Source organism: Verrucomicrobiota bacterium (genome assembly GCA_016200005.1).
In the GTDB taxonomy this organism is placed as follows: domain Bacteria; phylum Verrucomicrobiota; class Verrucomicrobiia; order Limisphaerales; family PALSA-1396; genus PALSA-1396.
The window spans coordinates 206,003-221,298 of sequence record JACQFP010000022.1 but is presented as its reverse complement, the minus strand read 5'-3'; the positions used below and the strand labels follow the sequence as shown (position 1 = coordinate 221,298).

15 protein-coding genes and 3 pseudogenes are annotated in these 15,296 nt (G+C 56.2%); 7 read left to right on the top strand and 11 right to left on the bottom strand.

The features are described from left to right. The first annotated feature begins 162 nt into the window (after window positions 1-162). Window positions 163-1,470: an FHA domain-containing protein gene (locus tag HY298_08125; protein MBI3850240.1), complete on the top strand. Its 1,308-nt coding sequence runs from the start codon at window positions 163-165 to the stop codon at window positions 1,468-1,470. 27 nt (window positions 1,471-1,497) lie between these two features. Here the strand turns inward: HY298_08125 and HY298_08120 are convergent, their stop codons facing one another. Beyond that, on the bottom strand, window positions 1,498-1,962 hold the full coding sequence (locus tag HY298_08120) for a hypothetical protein (GenBank protein MBI3850239.1): 465 nt from the start codon (window positions 1,960-1,962) through the stop codon (window positions 1,498-1,500). Window positions 1,963-2,123: 161 nt separating this feature from the next. Here HY298_08120 and HY298_08115 point away from each other — a divergent pair, with 161 nt between their 5' ends. From HY298_08115 to HY298_08105, 3 genes are all read left to right on the top strand, one after another. Next, a complete protein-coding gene (locus HY298_08115) occupies window positions 2,124-3,050 on the top strand; it encodes a LysR family transcriptional regulator (GenBank protein MBI3850238.1) in 927 nt (308 codons plus the stop codon). A 483-nt stretch (window positions 3,051-3,533) separates the two neighbouring features. Then, window positions 3,534-4,703 (top strand): exo-alpha-sialidase, encoded by a 1,170-nt coding sequence (locus tag HY298_08110; GenBank protein MBI3850237.1) that lies wholly within the window; start codon window positions 3,534-3,536, stop codon window positions 4,701-4,703. A 570-nt stretch (window positions 4,704-5,273) separates the two neighbouring features. Further along, complete coding sequence (locus tag HY298_08105; protein ID MBI3850236.1) at window positions 5,274-5,483, top strand: hypothetical protein; 210 nt, start codon at window positions 5,274-5,276, stop codon at window positions 5,481-5,483. Window positions 5,484-5,499: 16 nt separating this feature from the next. Here the strand turns inward: HY298_08105 and HY298_08100 are convergent, their stop codons facing one another. The 7 genes and pseudogenes from HY298_08100 to HY298_08070 form a co-directional block, all read right to left on the bottom strand. Then, complete coding sequence (locus tag HY298_08100; protein MBI3850235.1) at window positions 5,500-8,232, bottom strand: ATP-dependent RNA helicase; 2,733 nt, start codon at window positions 8,230-8,232, stop codon at window positions 5,500-5,502. Between the two features lie 40 nt (window positions 8,233-8,272). Next, on the bottom strand, window positions 8,273-8,578 hold the full coding sequence (locus HY298_08095; GenBank protein ID MBI3850234.1) for a TMEM14 family protein: 306 nt from the start codon (window positions 8,576-8,578) through the stop codon (window positions 8,273-8,275). 23 nt (window positions 8,579-8,601) lie between these two features. Beyond that, the gene (locus tag HY298_08090; protein ID MBI3850233.1) at window positions 8,602-8,781 is read right to left on the bottom strand and encodes a CPXCG motif-containing cysteine-rich protein; all 180 of its coding nucleotides are present in this window, start codon (window positions 8,779-8,781) and stop codon (window positions 8,602-8,604) included. 89 nt (window positions 8,782-8,870) lie between these two features. Then, window positions 8,871-9,875 carry a ThuA domain-containing protein gene (locus HY298_08085; GenBank protein MBI3850232.1) on the bottom strand — a complete coding sequence of 335 codons (1,005 nt, stop codon included), beginning with the start codon at window positions 9,873-9,875 and terminating at the stop codon, window positions 8,871-8,873. Window positions 9,876-10,058: 183 nt separating this feature from the next. Continuing rightward, window positions 10,059-10,241 (bottom strand): hypothetical protein, encoded by a 183-nt coding sequence (locus HY298_08080; GenBank protein MBI3850231.1) that lies wholly within the window; start codon window positions 10,239-10,241, stop codon window positions 10,059-10,061. Window positions 10,242-10,376: 135 nt separating this feature from the next. Continuing rightward, window positions 10,377-10,772 (bottom strand): SRPBCC domain-containing protein, encoded by a 396-nt coding sequence (locus tag HY298_08075; GenBank protein MBI3850230.1) that lies wholly within the window; start codon window positions 10,770-10,772, stop codon window positions 10,377-10,379. Between the two features lie 81 nt (window positions 10,773-10,853). Then, window positions 10,854-10,952 (bottom strand): annotated as a pseudogene (locus HY298_08070) (adenosylhomocysteinase). A 151-nt stretch (window positions 10,953-11,103) separates the two neighbouring features. Between HY298_08070 and HY298_08065 the strand changes: the two are divergent. Further along, window positions 11,104-11,904, top strand: a complete 801-nt coding sequence (locus HY298_08065; GenBank protein ID MBI3850229.1) for an MOSC domain-containing protein — start codon at window positions 11,104-11,106, stop codon at window positions 11,902-11,904. A gap of 131 nt (window positions 11,905-12,035) precedes the next feature. Here the strand turns inward: HY298_08065 and HY298_08060 are convergent. From HY298_08060 to HY298_08050, 3 genes and pseudogenes are all read right to left on the bottom strand, one after another. After that, a pseudogene (locus HY298_08060) lies at window positions 12,036-12,269 on the bottom strand (adenosylhomocysteinase). 5 nt (window positions 12,270-12,274) lie between these two features. Beyond that, window positions 12,275-12,762: pseudogene (locus tag HY298_08055) on the bottom strand (restriction endonuclease). Further along, window positions 12,759-12,986, bottom strand: a complete 228-nt coding sequence (locus HY298_08050) for a helix-turn-helix transcriptional regulator (protein MBI3850228.1) — start codon at window positions 12,984-12,986, stop codon at window positions 12,759-12,761. Before HY298_08050 ends, HY298_08055 begins: the two are co-directional and overlap by 4 nt. Window positions 12,987-13,041: 55 nt before the next feature. Here HY298_08050 and HY298_08045 point away from each other — a divergent pair, with 55 nt between their 5' ends. Together HY298_08045 and HY298_08040 are read left to right on the top strand one after the other, a co-directional pair. Beyond that, window positions 13,042-14,169: a site-specific DNA-methyltransferase gene (locus HY298_08045; protein MBI3850227.1), complete on the top strand. Its 1,128-nt coding sequence runs from the start codon at window positions 13,042-13,044 to the stop codon at window positions 14,167-14,169. A gap of 247 nt (window positions 14,170-14,416) precedes the next feature. Then, complete coding sequence (locus tag HY298_08040; protein MBI3850226.1) at window positions 14,417-15,295, top strand: hypothetical protein; 879 nt, start codon at window positions 14,417-14,419, stop codon at window positions 15,293-15,295. Window position 15,296 lies beyond the last annotated feature (1 nt).

Genomic DNA, 15,296 nt, shown 5'->3' with positions numbered 1-15,296 from the left:
CGGTGAGCGACCACACCGGGGTCACGGTCAAAATCTTTCAGCGCGTGTTGGCCACGGGACGGCAGATGGAAATGCTTAGAAACAACGCCAACATTGACATCGACAAATGGTGGTGGGGCTGGTAGGAATTTGACCAATCAGCATCCGGAAATTCAGAAACGTATGCCGCGACTCTTCATCAACCCGGGAACGGCCCAAGCCATGGAAATCCAACTTCATCCTGGCTCGAATGTCTTTGGCCGCGCGCCCGGCACCGAATTCAAACTGGACGACCCTTCCGTTTCGGGCACGCACTGCCAGTTCATGGTCGCAGACGGCGACACCAGGATTACCGACCTGGGTTCGACCAATGGCACGTTCGTCGATCAGTCACCCGTTCGCGAAGCCTTGTTAAAACCGGGCCAGACCATCCGACTCGGCGGATTCGAGATGTTGTTCGACGCAGACGCCCCGGCCCGACCGGCAGCCGTGCCGTTGAAGCCGGCACGCTTGACCGCCACGAGCCTGACGCTTTCCGCCGAACCAGCCGTGGAAGCTGAACCGCCTCTTGAAACTCTCGCACCCACCGGCCCCGTCTTCTGCAAGTCACACATTAAATCCCCCGCGCAATGGATGTGCCGCAAGTGCAACAGATACTTTTGCTCTCTCTGCGTTGGCAGTCGCCGCGTGGGCAACGTCAGTCACCATTTTTGCCGTGCTTGCGGAAGCGAATGCGTGCCGTTGCAACAAAACGCGGTTGTCAGACCCGCATTGAAACGAAATTTCTTTGCCCTGTTGCCGGATGCGTTCAAATATCCATTTAAGGGAGACGGTATCATTTTGTTGATTACAGGTACGTTGTTTTACTTTGGAATGGATTCCGCCAGATTCTTTGCTCGCTTTGCGGGTCTGTTCGGGTTGGTCGCAATTTTGATCATAACCATCTTTGGTTTTGGTTACTTGTTTTCTTACATGAGACGAATCATTACGTCTTCGGCATTGGGTGAGGACCTTATGCCTGATTGGCCGGAATTTTCCGACTGGGGCAGCGATATTATTGCGCCTTTGCTGCAATTCATCGCTACGATTTTGGTTTGTTTTGGTCCCGCCATCGGACTGACAATTTGGGCGACCGGTGGCCAAGATATAGTGGCCTTGGCGATTATCCCTGCCGTAATTCTAGGATGTATTTATTTCCCGATGGGCTTTCTGGCGGTGGCAATGTTTGACACAGTGGCAGCTTTGAATCCGCTTTATATCGTGCCCGCCATCGTAAGGGTGCCGCTGGAATATGCCGTTGTCTGGCTGATTTTTGGAGTAATCATCGGCGTGGGGTTCATCAGAGATCTAGTGCTGGACGTTGTGATCCCTCTGCCAATTGTGCCAGCAATAATTTCCGGTTTTCTTGGACTGTATTTTCTAACGGTGGAGATGCGGATTCTCGGATTAATGTATTTCGCCAAGAAGGATCGATTCGGTTGGCTCACATAGACACGTCCCTGACTGAGACCCCCAATTTCAGCGGGCTGATTCGGTCGTTTCGGACCTTTTCCTCGGCCAGCCGAGCACATCCAAATCCGGCAGCGGCTTCTCCTCCTTGGGCCAGGTGAAATGGCAGTCCATGCAATAAAATTCCTTCTCCACCAGGTGCAACGTGCAAAAAATCTCGACCAGCGTTGGCGTGATGAATTTGCGTGTGAACTGAGGGTATTCGATGCGCGGCGATTTGCATTGCGGACAACGCACTGAGTCGTGCAACACATCCTCTCTGGCATCCAACCCTTCGAGAACATGTTTGGCGGTTTCAAAATCCTTCTCGTCGATGCGGATTTTCTTACCGGCCAGCGACTCCGACATGAACCAAAACTTCTGCAACTTTGATTCATCGTAGATTTCGGCGTGGACACCGGCCTTGTCGAGACACTCTTTGAGGAGCACGGCTTTGTCCATCTCGTTAAAGGTGGCTAGGGTTTCTTTGTGCATGACTCACTATAGCGCAAATTCTGCCGAATTCAAATCCGCGCCAGACAACGAAGCTGGTGAATCGGCGTGGTCAAAAGCATGTTAAAGCTTGTAACCTTGACCCGCTTTACAAGAATGAAATTCGACTTTGAACGTTACGTTTGACCCAAGCGCGTCACCTGATGGAAACGAGACTTCTGAAAATGTTTTGCGCCGTCGCGGAGAGCGGCAGCCTCGTCACCGCCGCGCGTAAAGCCCACCTGACGCCTTCGGCGATCAGCCACGCGATCAAGTCGCTGGAAACGGAATTGGGTTGCCGGCTATTCGAGCGCGCCGGCAAGAAGATGTTGCTGAACCAGGCCGGAGAACAACTTCTCGCGCAAGTCAGTCCGCCATTGGCGGCGCTGGAGGCGGCAGCGGAGGCGCTCAAGCGACTCGGCAAATGGGGACAAACACGCTTGCGCATCGGTGCCGCCGCCTCGGCCTGCCAGCACATTCTGCCGGGCGTGATTCGCGAAATAAAAAAATCCAATGCCCAACTCGAACTACAGATCGAATCAGGTGACATGCCGGAGATGGTGGAGCTGGTCCGCGCGAACAAGGTGGATCTGGCTTTGGGCGTCGCGCCGGATAGTCTCGCAGGATTGGAAGCACGCTCGATCTTCCGGGATGAGTTGATGTTTGTGTGTGCCCCCTCGCATCCGTGGGCTGCCGGCCGGCCCATCACGGCTGAAGGTTTGCGCACTCAACCGCTCATTCTCTATCAACGCCACAGTTTCACCGCCCGCCTGGTGGAGGAATTCTTCCGTCGTCTTGACATCGTGCCCAGCACGGTGATGGAGATTGCCAGCATCGAAGCAATCAAAGAACTAGTGAAGCTGAACCTAGGCGTGTCGGTGTTGGCGCCCTGGACGGTCGGTCGAGAGCTGGTTCGCGGGACGTTAAAAATGCGCCCGCTGGGGTCGCAGCCGCTGAGGCGACCCTGGGTCCTCATCTGGCTCGCGGGACGCCGGTTGAGCCTGCCCGAAGAAACCTTCTGCCGTTTGTGCCGCGCACACGCAGCCAGCATGAGATTGGATCGGCGGGATGTGCCGGCGTTGAAACCGTGAAAGCATGGGAACGTTGAAGCGCAGCGATGCCGCAAAGTTTGAACGAAGGGGCGGCGGGCGGGAAGTCATGAGCGGATACGCTTTTCCGGCAGATTCTTATTTGCGGTTTTGCTTCAGGTTGACCCCCGCGTGATGTTACGATGCTTCCGTCCAAACCTGAACCATGCATTTGTCAATCCAATGAAATCATCGAAGATCAGGGCACTTGTTGAGGCACCCATCTGGACGTTGTCATGGACACACCGCCACGCGGTTGCGAAGGATCCTGTTGGCGTTCAAGCTTCAGCTTGCTCCGGCGGCACGCTAAAGAGTGAATCCCAACGCGCGTCGTCTCGAGTGCTGCGCGCGGTTGCTTTGATCACACTTGCTTTATGGGTCACCGCAACTCCGACAGTCCAAGTCCACGCTCAGGAAACAAAACCTCGACCCAGGGCAAAAACCTTCCCCGCGCCCTACTTCGAAAACTCCAAGCCCAGTGGCCGCATGAAAGTCCTCTCCAAGGAGGTTTTCATTCGTTGCCGTGACAAACGACCCGCTGCCACCGGCTTTGTTACCTACGTCAGCAAGACCAAACCAATTCTCATGCACTGCAACGGTTGGGAGGATTACTCGGACGGCTACGACGATTACGCCATCAGCCTGAGCGCTGACAACGGCAATACCTGGGCGAAAGCCGAAGTGCGATGGAAGAGCAGCGTCGTTCCCGAAGGCAGAATTCGTTACGCCGAACCAGCGGCGTTCTTCGATCCTGACACCGACAAGCTCATTGTGCTCATCGACAAGACGCTTTATCCGAAGGACAAACTGAACGTGGACACCGACTACGGTCTCGAGCTGAACATCTATGATCCGAAGAAACGGAAATGGACCGAGCGGCGCGAACTCAGTTTTCCCGGACAACGCACGCCGGCCATGAGTTTTACCTTCCCGCTTAAAACTTCACACGGTCGTCTCCTGTTTCCCGGCATGAGAAAGACCGTCGATGCCGACGGCAAAGCCGTTCACTACAAAAGCACCTGGGCGCCGGTGGATGAAGCCGTAACCGTCATCGGCGAATACAATTCGCGCGGTGGTCTCGACTGGCGACTCGGAAAAGCGCTGAACATCAACCCCGAAATGAGTTCGCGCGGCCTCGACGAAAACGCCATCACTCAACTCGCCGATGGCCGCATTGCCGCCGTTTGTCGCGGCGACAACAGCGCGTTCCGGGAAAAGCCCGGCTACAAATGGCTCAGCTTCTCCAGCGACGAGGGCCAGACGTGGTCGGCGCCAGTGCCGCTGCCGGCCACGGGTGGCGACCCCATCGAATCTGGCGCCAACGGCTCGGCGCTGTTTCGCTCCATCAAGAACGGCAAACTCTACTGGATGGGAAACCTCGCGCTGCGTGGCGAAAGACCGAATGGCAACTGGCCGCGCTCACCGCTGGTCGTCGTGGAGGTGCAGGAAGAACCCTTTGCGTTGAAGCGCGACACCATCTTCGCCATTGACGAACGGAACTTCAACGACTCGCCGCGCGTGCAGCACTCCAACTTCCGGTTTTACCAGGACCGCGAAACCGGCGACCTGGTTATCTTTTTCACCCGTTATGGTGAGTTCAGCGAGAAGGAATGGCAGGTTGCGGATTACTACCGTTACCGCGTGGAGATGCCGTGAAGACGAACCGATCGGCTAACGCCGCCACGTAATCAGGATGGGAGTTTGGGCTTGATTAAAACCCCGTTTCGGCGGAAATGTATCCCAAATTAGCACTACCAATATATGTTCTGGTTTCAGCAATTACTTGTAGCTAAGAAAATTCTGGATGCGTCCAATAGTGCAGCGGAGGCAGCACAGAGCTTAAAGAATATCGAAGCGCAAGGCAGGGGGGTCGTTTGCCCCAGTTGTCATAAGACGACAAGTGGTAATTATTGTAATTGGTGCGGCTCGGCTCTCGGAATCCAGAGTTCACAGGATGTTTTATCTCGAAGCAATTTCCAGCAAAAGACTCGCACATTAAACCGAGAACCAACACGCGTTGGTTCTCCTATAAATGCACATGCTTCTCCCAGGAATCCCCATGCTTGGGACTCAATGCCGACGCGAGTCTGTCCGAAATGCAAACAATGGATTTATGCTAAACACGACGAGCCATGCTGCTACTGTAGGCACATCCCAAGCATTACCGACCTCCAAGGAGTTACGACAGATGAATCGCCGAACTTTAAGCGGGAGTTTACTAAGTTTATGAAAGAGCGCGGCGCAACTGACACTCACACCACCACGCTCTACGAAGAAATACGGAAAAACGGTGGCGACGGCAGTTGGATTGATTATTTTGAGCAACGGAAAAACAAGGGGAGTAGTTCGCTGCATTCCTACTTCTGGTGGATCGTCTTATCAGTTGTGTTCATTATTGTCGTAGGAGTTCTGGTATCCTTGGCGGTGAAACACTAACTCACAGATCTTTTCACTACAACCACGCCACGCCCGGATATTTCTTCTGCAAACCTGATTTCAGTTTCGGATAACTGTTCGTCTTGAAAGCCGGCCAGTTGAACGTGGACTCAATCCGTTTGCCGTCCGGCCCGCACAGCCAGAGTTTCACGGGCAATTTCCCTTCGCAGATGTGCGGGTGCTCTTTCAGTTGAAAACATTCCTGCAACTTCACCTGAATCTCCGGCGAATTTGGCTCGCCGTTTTCGTCGCGCGCATCCTCCGCGTAAAGCAGCTTGATCTTCCTCCCGTCCGGCCACGGAATCGCCAGCGGCATCAATTCATCCAGCCAGCCGAGTTGTTCCTTGGCGAGATGTTCCCGGAAGACATCGCGCAGCGGCGTGGCCTGCGCTTCCTTCACGAGCGTCAAGCCGTCAAACGCCCTGGTTAAGCATTTCAGAACTGCCGCGTCATCGAACGGCGGAAAATCCAGTTCCGGCGAAACCACGCAAACCAAATTCACCCGCGCCACAAATTGCTTCACGTCATGGTTGAACAGCGGCAGTTCAAAATAACCTTTGCGATACGCCTCGGCCAGACAGCGGCCCGACGCAACCGGATCAACCTCACGTTGATGTTCATGGTGAATAACCAGGTCCTGGAAGCGCACCAGCTTCACCGCGGCGACGCGCTTGTGCGTCCGATCGAACAGATGCTCGATCTGCGTGGAAAGGTGTTGCGGGAACATCTCTTCGATCCACTCGCGCTTCACGGCGCTGGCCAGGCCCAGCAGCGTAAGATTCTCCGAAGTGCGCGACGGCACTTCGCGAATCGTCGCCGCCACAAACAAAGTGGCGTTTTGCACCACACTTTCCCGCATCAATGTGCCGTGCCGCTCTTCAGTAAGATCACATTCCAGCGTTCCCTGGCTGCGGCGGATGCAGAGTTGATCGATGAATCCGGCCATGAGGCAGCGGAGCAAAGCGTCGTCCGAAGTTGCGACGTTGGCACGGTCCGGCGGCCCCCTCACCCCGCTCCTCTCCCATTCCGAAGGGGAGAGGGTGGCCGAAGGCCGGGTGAGGGGTGTTTGTTGCTGTTCTGCATTGGGACGGCCAACCAACCCTTGCCTCTCCGCAATCTGCACAATCTGCTGATACGTCTGCTCGATTTGCCGCGCGGTTTGCGCGTGGATGCCGTAACGACGGCACGTCTCCACGCTGAAATTGTTTTTCTTCGCGAACTGATATGCCCGCATCAGCGTGTAAAAATCCGATTCGGCGCTTGCCTCAAACAGTTCCCGCGCCTCGGCGATGTGTTTGTCGTCGCGACCAACCCGCATCAGCAAATCACGTCCGCTCACCAGCGCTGCACACAACGCAGCGGCGGGCAAGCAACCGCGTTGCGAGGCCTCGACCAACATCCGCGAGTAACGCGGATGCATCGGAAGTTTCAACATTTGCCGGCCGATTGGCGTGAGGTCGCCTGCCGAATCGTAGCCGCGCTCGTGAGAGCGCGAGTCACTTTGAGACTTCACCCGCCGACTCACGTCGGCGGCTACCGATTCGAGAGCGCCCAACGTCAGCAACAATTTCTCCGCCCGCTCCACCGCTTGCGGGTCAGGCTTGTCGAGCCAGTCAAATTCAGCCGCGCGCTTGATGCCCAGCGAGTGGAGCAGCAACACCACTTCCGCCAGATCGCTGCGCTGGATTTCCGGCGTGTTGCGTTCAGGTCGGTTCAACTGACCGCTCTCGGTCCACAGCCGATAACACGTCCCCGGCGCCGTGCGACCGGCGCGGCCTTCGCGTTGATCGGCGGAAGCGCGGCTGATCTCCTCAATGAATAATGTGCCGATGCCGCGTTCCGGATCGTAACGAGCCACACGCGCAATCCCGCTGTCCACGACATGACGAATGCCGTCGATGGTCACCGAAGTTTCAGCGACGTTCGTGGCAACAACGACCTTGCGGAGTGGATTGGGAGCGAAAGCCAGGTCTTGTTCTTCGGCCGGCAGATCACCGTGCAGCGGAATCAGCGCGAGTCGCTCGTGCGTGTGCGCGGCGCGAAGCGCATTGATCGTGGCGTTGATTTCGCCCATGCCGGGCATGAACACAAGAACGTCACCGGGCGCACCGGAATTGACGATGCGCTCGACGGCGTCGGCTGCCTGCTCCGTAACGGGTCGGTCGTCGTGGTGATCCAAGTAGCGGACTTCGACGGGAAAACTTTGCCCTTCGGAAATGAGGATGGGACATTCATTCAAGTACCCGGCCACGGGCTCGGCATCGAGGGTGGCGGACATGACAGCCATTTTCAAATCTGGCCGCTGTGTCTGCTGAAGATGTTTGACGAGGGCGAGCGCGACGTCGCTCAGCAAGTTTCGTTCGTGAAATTCGTCAAAGAGCACGATGCCAACCTCCGATAGCGTGCGGTCATCCTGCAACCAGCGGAGCAGAATTCCTTCAGTGACGTAGCAGATGCGTGTGCCGAGACTGGTTTGGTCATCAAAACGAATCTGGTAGCCGACTTCCTCGCCGAGTTTGCATCCGCGTTCCCAGGCGACGCGCGCCGCCACGGTGCGGGCGGCAACCCGGCGCGGTTGCAACACAACGATTTTCTTGGGGCCGGCCAACGCCGCATCCAGCAACATTTGCGGCACTTGAGTGGTTTTGCCGGAGCCCGTGGGTGCCACCAGAACCAGGCGGTTGCCGTCGCGCAACGTGCCGACAATGTCAGAATGGATTTGCCAGATGGGGAGCGAAGTTTGCGCCACGAGACGGCTGGACGCAGAACAGTTGCGCCCGGGAGGGTGGTTAGAATTTCAAATGCCTCAGCGCCAGCGTCGCCAAGGTCAGGATCAGCATCATTCCATTGGGCATGAATTTCCTCGACTTGGATAAGCGTAATCCGAAGAAGACCAGCAAGACCGCCAGGATAATGTCGGCCAGCGTGTTGCCAAATTTGGGATCGAGGAATCCTCTGATGGTACACAGGATCAACAGGGCCGCGAAAATGACGGAGGTTAGGATGGACGCTTTGCTGCCGGCTTTGAGATAGCCGACCATGCCGCCCGCAACGAGCAGGATGATGTAAATCCAGAGAATGGTGTTTGTGTTCATAATTTCAGCAGGCGAATTCTCGCTTAGTTTCCGCTGACATCCAAGCTCAGAATTTTGCCCGGTTCGCACTCCGCGATGACTTCGAACGGACGGCAACAAACCTCGCAATCGGTCGTGAACTGCTGCGAAGTGACGCTGGTATCGATGACCAGTTCGCTTCGCTGGCCGCAAAACGGACACAGGATGGATTCAGAGGTTTCCATAGCTGGCGAAGATAAATACGGATGCGTATCCCATGCAGCCTCTTTTTGTTTGTGTGGCAACGCGCCGTTTTGGATGCGGCAGAAAGCCGTCACTTCAATTCGTGGTCGGCGGGCTTGACGCCCTTAGTGAATTTGCCGAAACCGAAGGGTGTCGGTTTGTATTCACCGACGTAATCGACGTTGTTCTTCGCGGGAATTTTTTCGTCGAGGCCAAGTCCCCAGTAACAGGCGTTGACGAGCAGACGACGCAGACCTTCGCTTTCAAGATCAACCGATGCTCCCATCGTCGTGCAAATGATTTTGTTCGATTTGCCACTCTCGCCGACATAGTTGCGAATCCAGACCAGCGGCATCATCGGTTCATTCTTTTTGCCTACCACCGGCTTGTCGGTTTGTTTCATACCATCGAGCACTTGACCGTAAACGAGAACTTTGGCGTCAACGGGCAGGTGTGTGATGCCATAAACGTCAGTCGGTCCCCAGATGTCATCAACGCCTTTGAGGATGGGATGATTCTTCATCGCCTCGTTGATGATGCCGCGCGTGCTCTCCTTGCCGTGATTGCCGTGGTGACTGATCCAGGTGTCGCCGAGCACCTGTTGGCCGAACCCGCCCGGCCACTCCTTGCTTTGCCAATCGTATTTGGCGTAGCGGCTCTGCTTATTCTTGGCGTACGCAAACGCGTGCGTGGACGTGCGCAACGCGAGGATCGGTTTGCCGGCGTTCAGGAAATCGACGAAGTGTTTCATCTTGTCGTCCGGCAATTCGCGGAAGCGGAGCAGCATCACACATAAATCGGCGCTGTCGAGCGCTTCGATGCCGGGGATGTTGCTTGAGTTGTTGGGATCGATGGTGCCGTCGGCGGGGTTGAGGGAGAACAGGACAGTGCATTTGAAGCCGTGGCGCACCGCGAGAATTTTGGCGAGCTGCGGCAGTCCTTCTTCCGAGCGATACTCCTCATCACCGGCGAGAAAGACGATGTGTTTGCCTTTGCCGGGACCGGCCTTGCCTTCATAGACAACCCAATCCGCGGCGCGGATCTGGTTGCCGAGCGCGAAGGTCAACAGCGTCAACAGAGTGGCGAAATGTTTCATGTTTTTCATTGGATGGAAATGTTGTTGGCCGCATTCATACCCGAAGACATCGTGGAGGACAATGGTTGCGGATGCTGTACCCAGATCGCCGCCAGCAAGACGTTCACGTCCAGGAGATGTTTCATGGAAACTCAGCGAGGGCTTCTTTGATGGCTTCTGACAAGATCGGCTGATCGGAAACGCTCACGGAGTAGCCCCCCGCTTCTCCACCTTGACCAGTGTCGGCCGTGACACGCTGATGGACGCTTGAGGTACGCGGCGAAGTGTGATTTCGTCGGCACTGACGATTTCCGGCTCATACGAATCACCCGGCGCGAGCACGGCCAACTGGATTCGATGCGCGTCATCTACTTTAATTGCGTTCATGGTGGAAAATCTCCCACGGCTTCAGACCCCGTTCAAGGACAACTTAGCCGGAAACCTGGAGGCCGGCGCGAGGAAACTCGTGGCCAGCGAATTCAAACCGGGCGACTGCTTCAAAGTCAGCACAAAGATTGAAAATCACTTCTCCAAGAATCGTTTGAGCGGTTGCCAATAATGAGTCCGCCAGCCTTGGTATTTCCGGGCGTAATCCCCGGCCGGCACGCCCACTTGCGTGAAGCGAAGTTGCGTCCGACCGCCAGCTATGCTGGCAAGCGCGAACGTGACGATGGAATAGTGTTCGGGCGGCCAGTCGCGCGAGCGCCACGCCTGAACAATGCACCGGCCCGGTGCAAGTGCCAGCGTCATGCCGTTGATGTAACCGTCGTAACAGGTGAAGGCCGCGCCCGCTTTCGCGCGAATCCGGGCGGGTTCGCCGGTGAATCGCGTGTGTTTCTTCTGGTTCATCAGTGCGTCATAGACCGCTTTGGGCGTGGCACGAATCAGCACTGTGTGTTGAATGTTTTTGGTTTTCATGGCTGATGAATCGTGCATTGCTTCAAATAAAAAGGCGAACGATTTTCCCATTCGCCTTTGGTGTTTTAAATTTGAATCCGCTCAGTAGCGATAGTGCTCCGGCTTGCATGGCCCTTCGGGCGGCACGCCGAGGTAATCGGCTTGTTTCTTGGTGAGCTTGGTCAACTTGGCGCCGCTGCGTGCGAAGCGCAGGCAAACGTAATCCTGGCTCATCATCCTGACAATGTGGTCGTGCGTGATCACTCGAATCCGCGCTTGTCACAAGCTTCGCGAACCGCGTATGGTCGCTTCAATCGCCGCAACGAGAACCAACCCCAAACCCTTCATCACCATGAGCATCATCGGAAGAGTGGCCAGTCTTTGGCGTTACCCCGTCAAGAGCATGCGCGGCGAGTCGTTGCGCGAAGCGTTCCTCGGTTTCGCCGGAATTCATGGCGACCGCGTCTTTGCGATTCGCAGTTCGATTGCTCCCAAAGGATTCCCCTATCTTACGGCCCGCGAGCAACGCAAACTTCTGGCCTGCAGTCCGCGCTTCCGCCATCCCGAAAAAGCCGCACAGCCCGCGAATCTGGCCGAAGCGGAAAATCTCGCTCCCGGAGTGGGCCTGACTCCCGCGCCCACGGACGCGACGGATTTCATGGTGGACGTCGAATTGCCAACCGGTCGGAGGCTGGCAATTGACGACCCGGCGCTGCTCCACGCGATACGTGATGGCCTCCCCGGCGCGCCGGAGTTGACGCTGATGCGATCCGACCGGGCGATCACCGATTGCCGGCCCGTATCGCTCCTCTCGCTGCAAACGGCGCGGCAGCTTGGTGATGAAATAGGCGCGACCGTGGATGCGCGGCGTTTCCGGGCGAACATCTACCTGGACTTGAACGCGCCCGGCGGTTTTGCGGAGGACGGTTACATTGGCCGTTCGCTGCGGATCGGCTCCCGAGCGGTGGTTTCCCTTCTCCAGCGCGACGCGCGTTGCGCGATGATTACGTTGGATCCCGAGACGGGCGAATCGAATCCAGCCGTTTTGAAGCGTGTCGCGCAGGCCCACCAAGGCATGGCCGGCGTGTACGCTGCTGTACTGGTCGAGGGCATCGTGCGCGCGGGCGATGCGGTGGAAGTGCTGAGTCAATAAGCACCTGCCTCGCCGGGCATCTTTACGTCCTCGCGCCTCAACCTCTGCTTTGCGCTTAGAAAAAAGGCGAACGGTTGCCCGTTCGCCTCTCGAGTTTCGGCAGCAGCACTCGTTAGAGTGCGACACATTTTTCAATACCGGTAATGCTCCGGCTTGTAAGGTCCTTCCGCGGGCACGCCGAGGTAATCGGCTTGTTTCTTCGTGAGCTTGGTCAGCTTCACACCGATGCGGTCGAGGTGCAGGCGGGCGACTTCTTCGTCCAGTTTTTTGGGCAGACGATAGACGCCGGCCTTGTTGGTGGCGCGGTTGGCCCAGAGGTCCAGTTGCGCGAGGCATTGGTTGGTGAAGCTGTTGCTCACCCAGAAATCAATCACCCGGTTTTCTGATAAATCATTTCTCCGTGTTGGACTACAAACTTCACGGGAATTTTCGGATTGTTGATGTCTTTGCCTCCCGATTCGTGCCATTTCTTTTCCCAATTTGAGAAGTACGGCTCTAACGTCGCCGGCTTCATTCGATAAATCTTTTGCAGTTCTATGCCTTCGTAAATGGCCAGCAGCCAATCCACCTGTCGATACTTGGCAAGAATGACAGGGTTCATGTGATGGTGGGTCGAAAAACTTTGCGTCAACAGGACGTTCACCGACTTGAGTTCGTATTCCTTGCCCTGCTCATCAAGCGCATCATTGCCCTCTCGACTGCCGAGACATTTGAGTCCTGTGACCAACAAGAGTTGCAGAGCTTTCCACCGTTGTCCTGGAAGATGTCGCCGATGCCGTGCTTCGAAGCGAGCGCCTGATACTCGCGGATGTACGGAAACAGCCGTTCGAGTTCCACCGTGTCGGGATGCGGCTTCATCGCTTGCCCTCCTGCACCAGCGAAGAGAGTGAAATACCCACGGCAGCGGCCAGACGCTCCATGTTGTCTATTGAAACATTTCGTTCCGCCCGTTCGACCGAGCCGACGTAAGTGCGATGGAGGTTTGCCAACTCCGCCAAATCTTCCTGCGAAAGTCCTTTCGCCAGTCTTGCCTTGCGCAGATTTTCGGCGAAGATACGTCGAGCGGATGGCTTGGCTTTCATCTGCGGCACGTTATCGAAATTGACGACTTTACATCTACAGACTTAAAGTAGCTTTATGTTGTTGGAAAAACATGCGCCCGCATACCTCACCAACTGGGGTGCGGCGTATCGCGGCGATTCGCTTGACCTGCTCGCCGCGCTGCCCGATTCCAGCGTCAACCTCGTTCTCACCAGTCCGCCCTTCGCCCTTCAGCGCGAAAAGGAATACGGCAACAAAGCTCAGGCCGAGTATGTGGCCTGGCTCGCGCAATTCGCCCGGTTCGTTCATCGCAAGCTCAAAGACGACGGCAGCTTCGTTCTCGACCTCGGCGGCGCTTACGAACCCGGCTCGCCCACGCGCAGCCTCTACAACTTCCGCGTCCCGATTCATTTCTGCGACGAACTCGGCTTCCACCTCGCCGAAGATTTCTACTGGTTCAACCCGTCCAAGCTGCCCAGCCCCATTGAATGGGTCAACAAACGGAAGCTCCGCGCGAAGGACGCGGTCAACACCGTCTGGTGGTTCGGCAAAACCCGCTGGCCCAAAGCCAACGTGACCAAGGTGCTCGCCGAATACAGCGACCGGATGAAGAAACTGCTCGAAGACCCGGAAGGCTTTTACACGCCGAAGAAACGCCCGTCCGGCCACGACATCGGCAAAGCCTTCGCCAAAGACAACGGTGGCGCGATTCCGCCCAACCTCCTGCAAATCTCGAATTCGGAATCCAACGGCAGCTACCTGCGCGGCTGCAAAACCATCGGCGTGAAAGGCCATCCCGCCCGCTTCCCGGCGAAACTGCCGGAGTTCTTCATCCGCTTCCTCACCGAACCGGGCGACCTCGTGCTGGACATCTTTGCCGGCTCGAACACCACCGGTCACGTGGCCGAGTGCGAAGGCCGCAAATGGCTCGCCTTTGAAGAACGCCTCGATTACCTCGCTGCGTCCTCCTTCCGCTTCTTCGCCGAAGCCGTCAGCGACGCCGAACTCAAAACCGCCCACGCCGCGATTCTCCACGGCAAAACCGCCGACCTCCGCCGCGACGTTTTCCAAGTTGCGCAACCGTCGCCACGAAACGGGAACGTCCACAAACCAGCAACGCCGTCGCAAGGCGTGTTGGTGTTGGCGGAAACAGCCGGTGCTCCAGTTGCGCGAAAGAGACATTCGTCCAAGCCGGTTTCCTACAAACGACGGTCCTCGACATGACATAAATTCTCCGACGGTGTGTTGTCGGCTCATCGCAATTTCGATGATGCCAACTTTGGAAAAAACTTTCCGCTCGTTCGGCAAAATGAATTCAATCCCAACCGCCGGTTCGTTCAAATAAAACTCCTGTCAACGCAACCGACGTGTCGTGCGGTCATTCTTCAACGTGCGCCAGCCGTCTTGGTGAATCGGCTAAATCAAATTCTCAAAACTCGACTTTGCTGGTGCGATGGAGATAATCCCGAAAATGGGTTTCATAATTGAAAACCTGCGGCTGCAAGATTTGGTGGCCATCGTCCGGCAGAATCAAAAATTCTACGAGGACTTCTGCGTGTATTTGAAGCAGCACGGTTATCAAGACGTACACGACTTCATCAATGAGCCGTCGGGTGCGAAGGCGACGAAGGTCATCAAAGACTACCTGGCTAGGCAGAGTGAAGTTCAATTGTTTGATGGTTTGGCCAGACCTTACAAAGACGCGACGGCAAAGTGGTATTTCCTCGCCTGGATGTTGCGGGACGCGCCGGCTCAACGGCTTCAACCTCTCCTGACTTCAGTTCAGGGCGAATCCTTGGATGAAAAGCGCGCAAACCTCTTGAACCAGTTACGCAAGTTCGTCGGGCCGTTATTTCCGCAGGCAGAGAGTTGGTCGTGGCCGGCGTTGTCCGAAGTGATGCTGGCGCGGCTTGAGGGAAGTCGCCGGGCGCTCAAAGGGACGAAATTCGAGGAGTTGGTTCGCGGGGCGTTCCGAAAAGTCTTCGAGAGACGTTCCGTTCGGCTTGAAATCGGCGTCGGCGAAAAGCGAATCAACGAGGAAACGTTCGACGTGCAAATCATTGGCAAGAAGCGGACGATTCTTGTGCCGGTCAAGACGCGCGAAACAATGGGCGGAGGTCACGCCAATCTGTTCACGCGGGATATTTTCAAGGCGATTTCCGTGGCGCATGAGAATGGCTACGAGTGCGTGCCTGTCATAATTGCCGAGTCGTGGGGTGGAGACCTGAAGACCCTCAAGTGCGAGTATTGGATTTATCTTCGCGCCAATCCCAATCAGATCGAAGCCATCGAACCGATGCTCGAAAAGGAAGTGGAAAAGCTGATTCCGTTTTTCAAACGGTTCGCTTGAT

What these genes read in the sequence shown, in the direction of transcription:
- HY298_08125 (MBI3850240.1), top strand. Translation starts at nt 163, where the DNA reads ATGCCGCGACTCTTCATCAACCCGGGAACGGCCCAAGCCATGGAAATC.
- HY298_08120 (MBI3850239.1), bottom strand. Translation starts at nt 1,962, where the DNA reads ATGCACAAAGAAACCCTAGCCACCTTTAACGAGATGGACAAAGCCGTG.
- HY298_08115 (MBI3850238.1), top strand. Translation starts at nt 2,124, where the DNA reads ATGGAAACGAGACTTCTGAAAATGTTTTGCGCCGTCGCGGAGAGCGGC.
- HY298_08110 (MBI3850237.1), top strand. Translation starts at nt 3,534, where the DNA reads ATGAAAGTCCTCTCCAAGGAGGTTTTCATTCGTTGCCGTGACAAACGA.
- HY298_08105 (MBI3850236.1), top strand. Translation starts at nt 5,274, where the DNA reads ATGAAAGAGCGCGGCGCAACTGACACTCACACCACCACGCTCTACGAA.
- HY298_08095 (MBI3850234.1), bottom strand. Translation starts at nt 8,578, where the DNA reads ATGAACACAAACACCATTCTCTGGATTTACATCATCCTGCTCGTTGCG.
- HY298_08090 (MBI3850233.1), bottom strand. Translation starts at nt 8,781, where the DNA reads ATGGAAACCTCTGAATCCATCCTGTGTCCGTTTTGCGGCCAGCGAAGC.
- HY298_08085 (MBI3850232.1), bottom strand. Translation starts at nt 9,875, where the DNA reads ATGAAACATTTCGCCACTCTGTTGACGCTGTTGACCTTCGCGCTCGGC.
- HY298_08080 (MBI3850231.1), bottom strand. Translation starts at nt 10,241, where the DNA reads ATGAACGCAATTAAAGTAGATGACGCGCATCGAATCCAGTTGGCCGTG.
- HY298_08075 (MBI3850230.1), bottom strand. Translation starts at nt 10,772, where the DNA reads ATGAAAACCAAAAACATTCAACACACAGTGCTGATTCGTGCCACGCCC.
- HY298_08065 (MBI3850229.1), top strand. Translation starts at nt 11,104, where the DNA reads ATGAGCATCATCGGAAGAGTGGCCAGTCTTTGGCGTTACCCCGTCAAG.
- HY298_08050 (MBI3850228.1), bottom strand. Translation starts at nt 12,986, where the DNA reads ATGAAAGCCAAGCCATCCGCTCGACGTATCTTCGCCGAAAATCTGCGC.
- HY298_08045 (MBI3850227.1), top strand. Translation starts at nt 13,042, where the DNA reads ATGTTGTTGGAAAAACATGCGCCCGCATACCTCACCAACTGGGGTGCG.
- HY298_08040 (MBI3850226.1), top strand. Translation starts at nt 14,417, where the DNA reads ATGGGTTTCATAATTGAAAACCTGCGGCTGCAAGATTTGGTGGCCATC.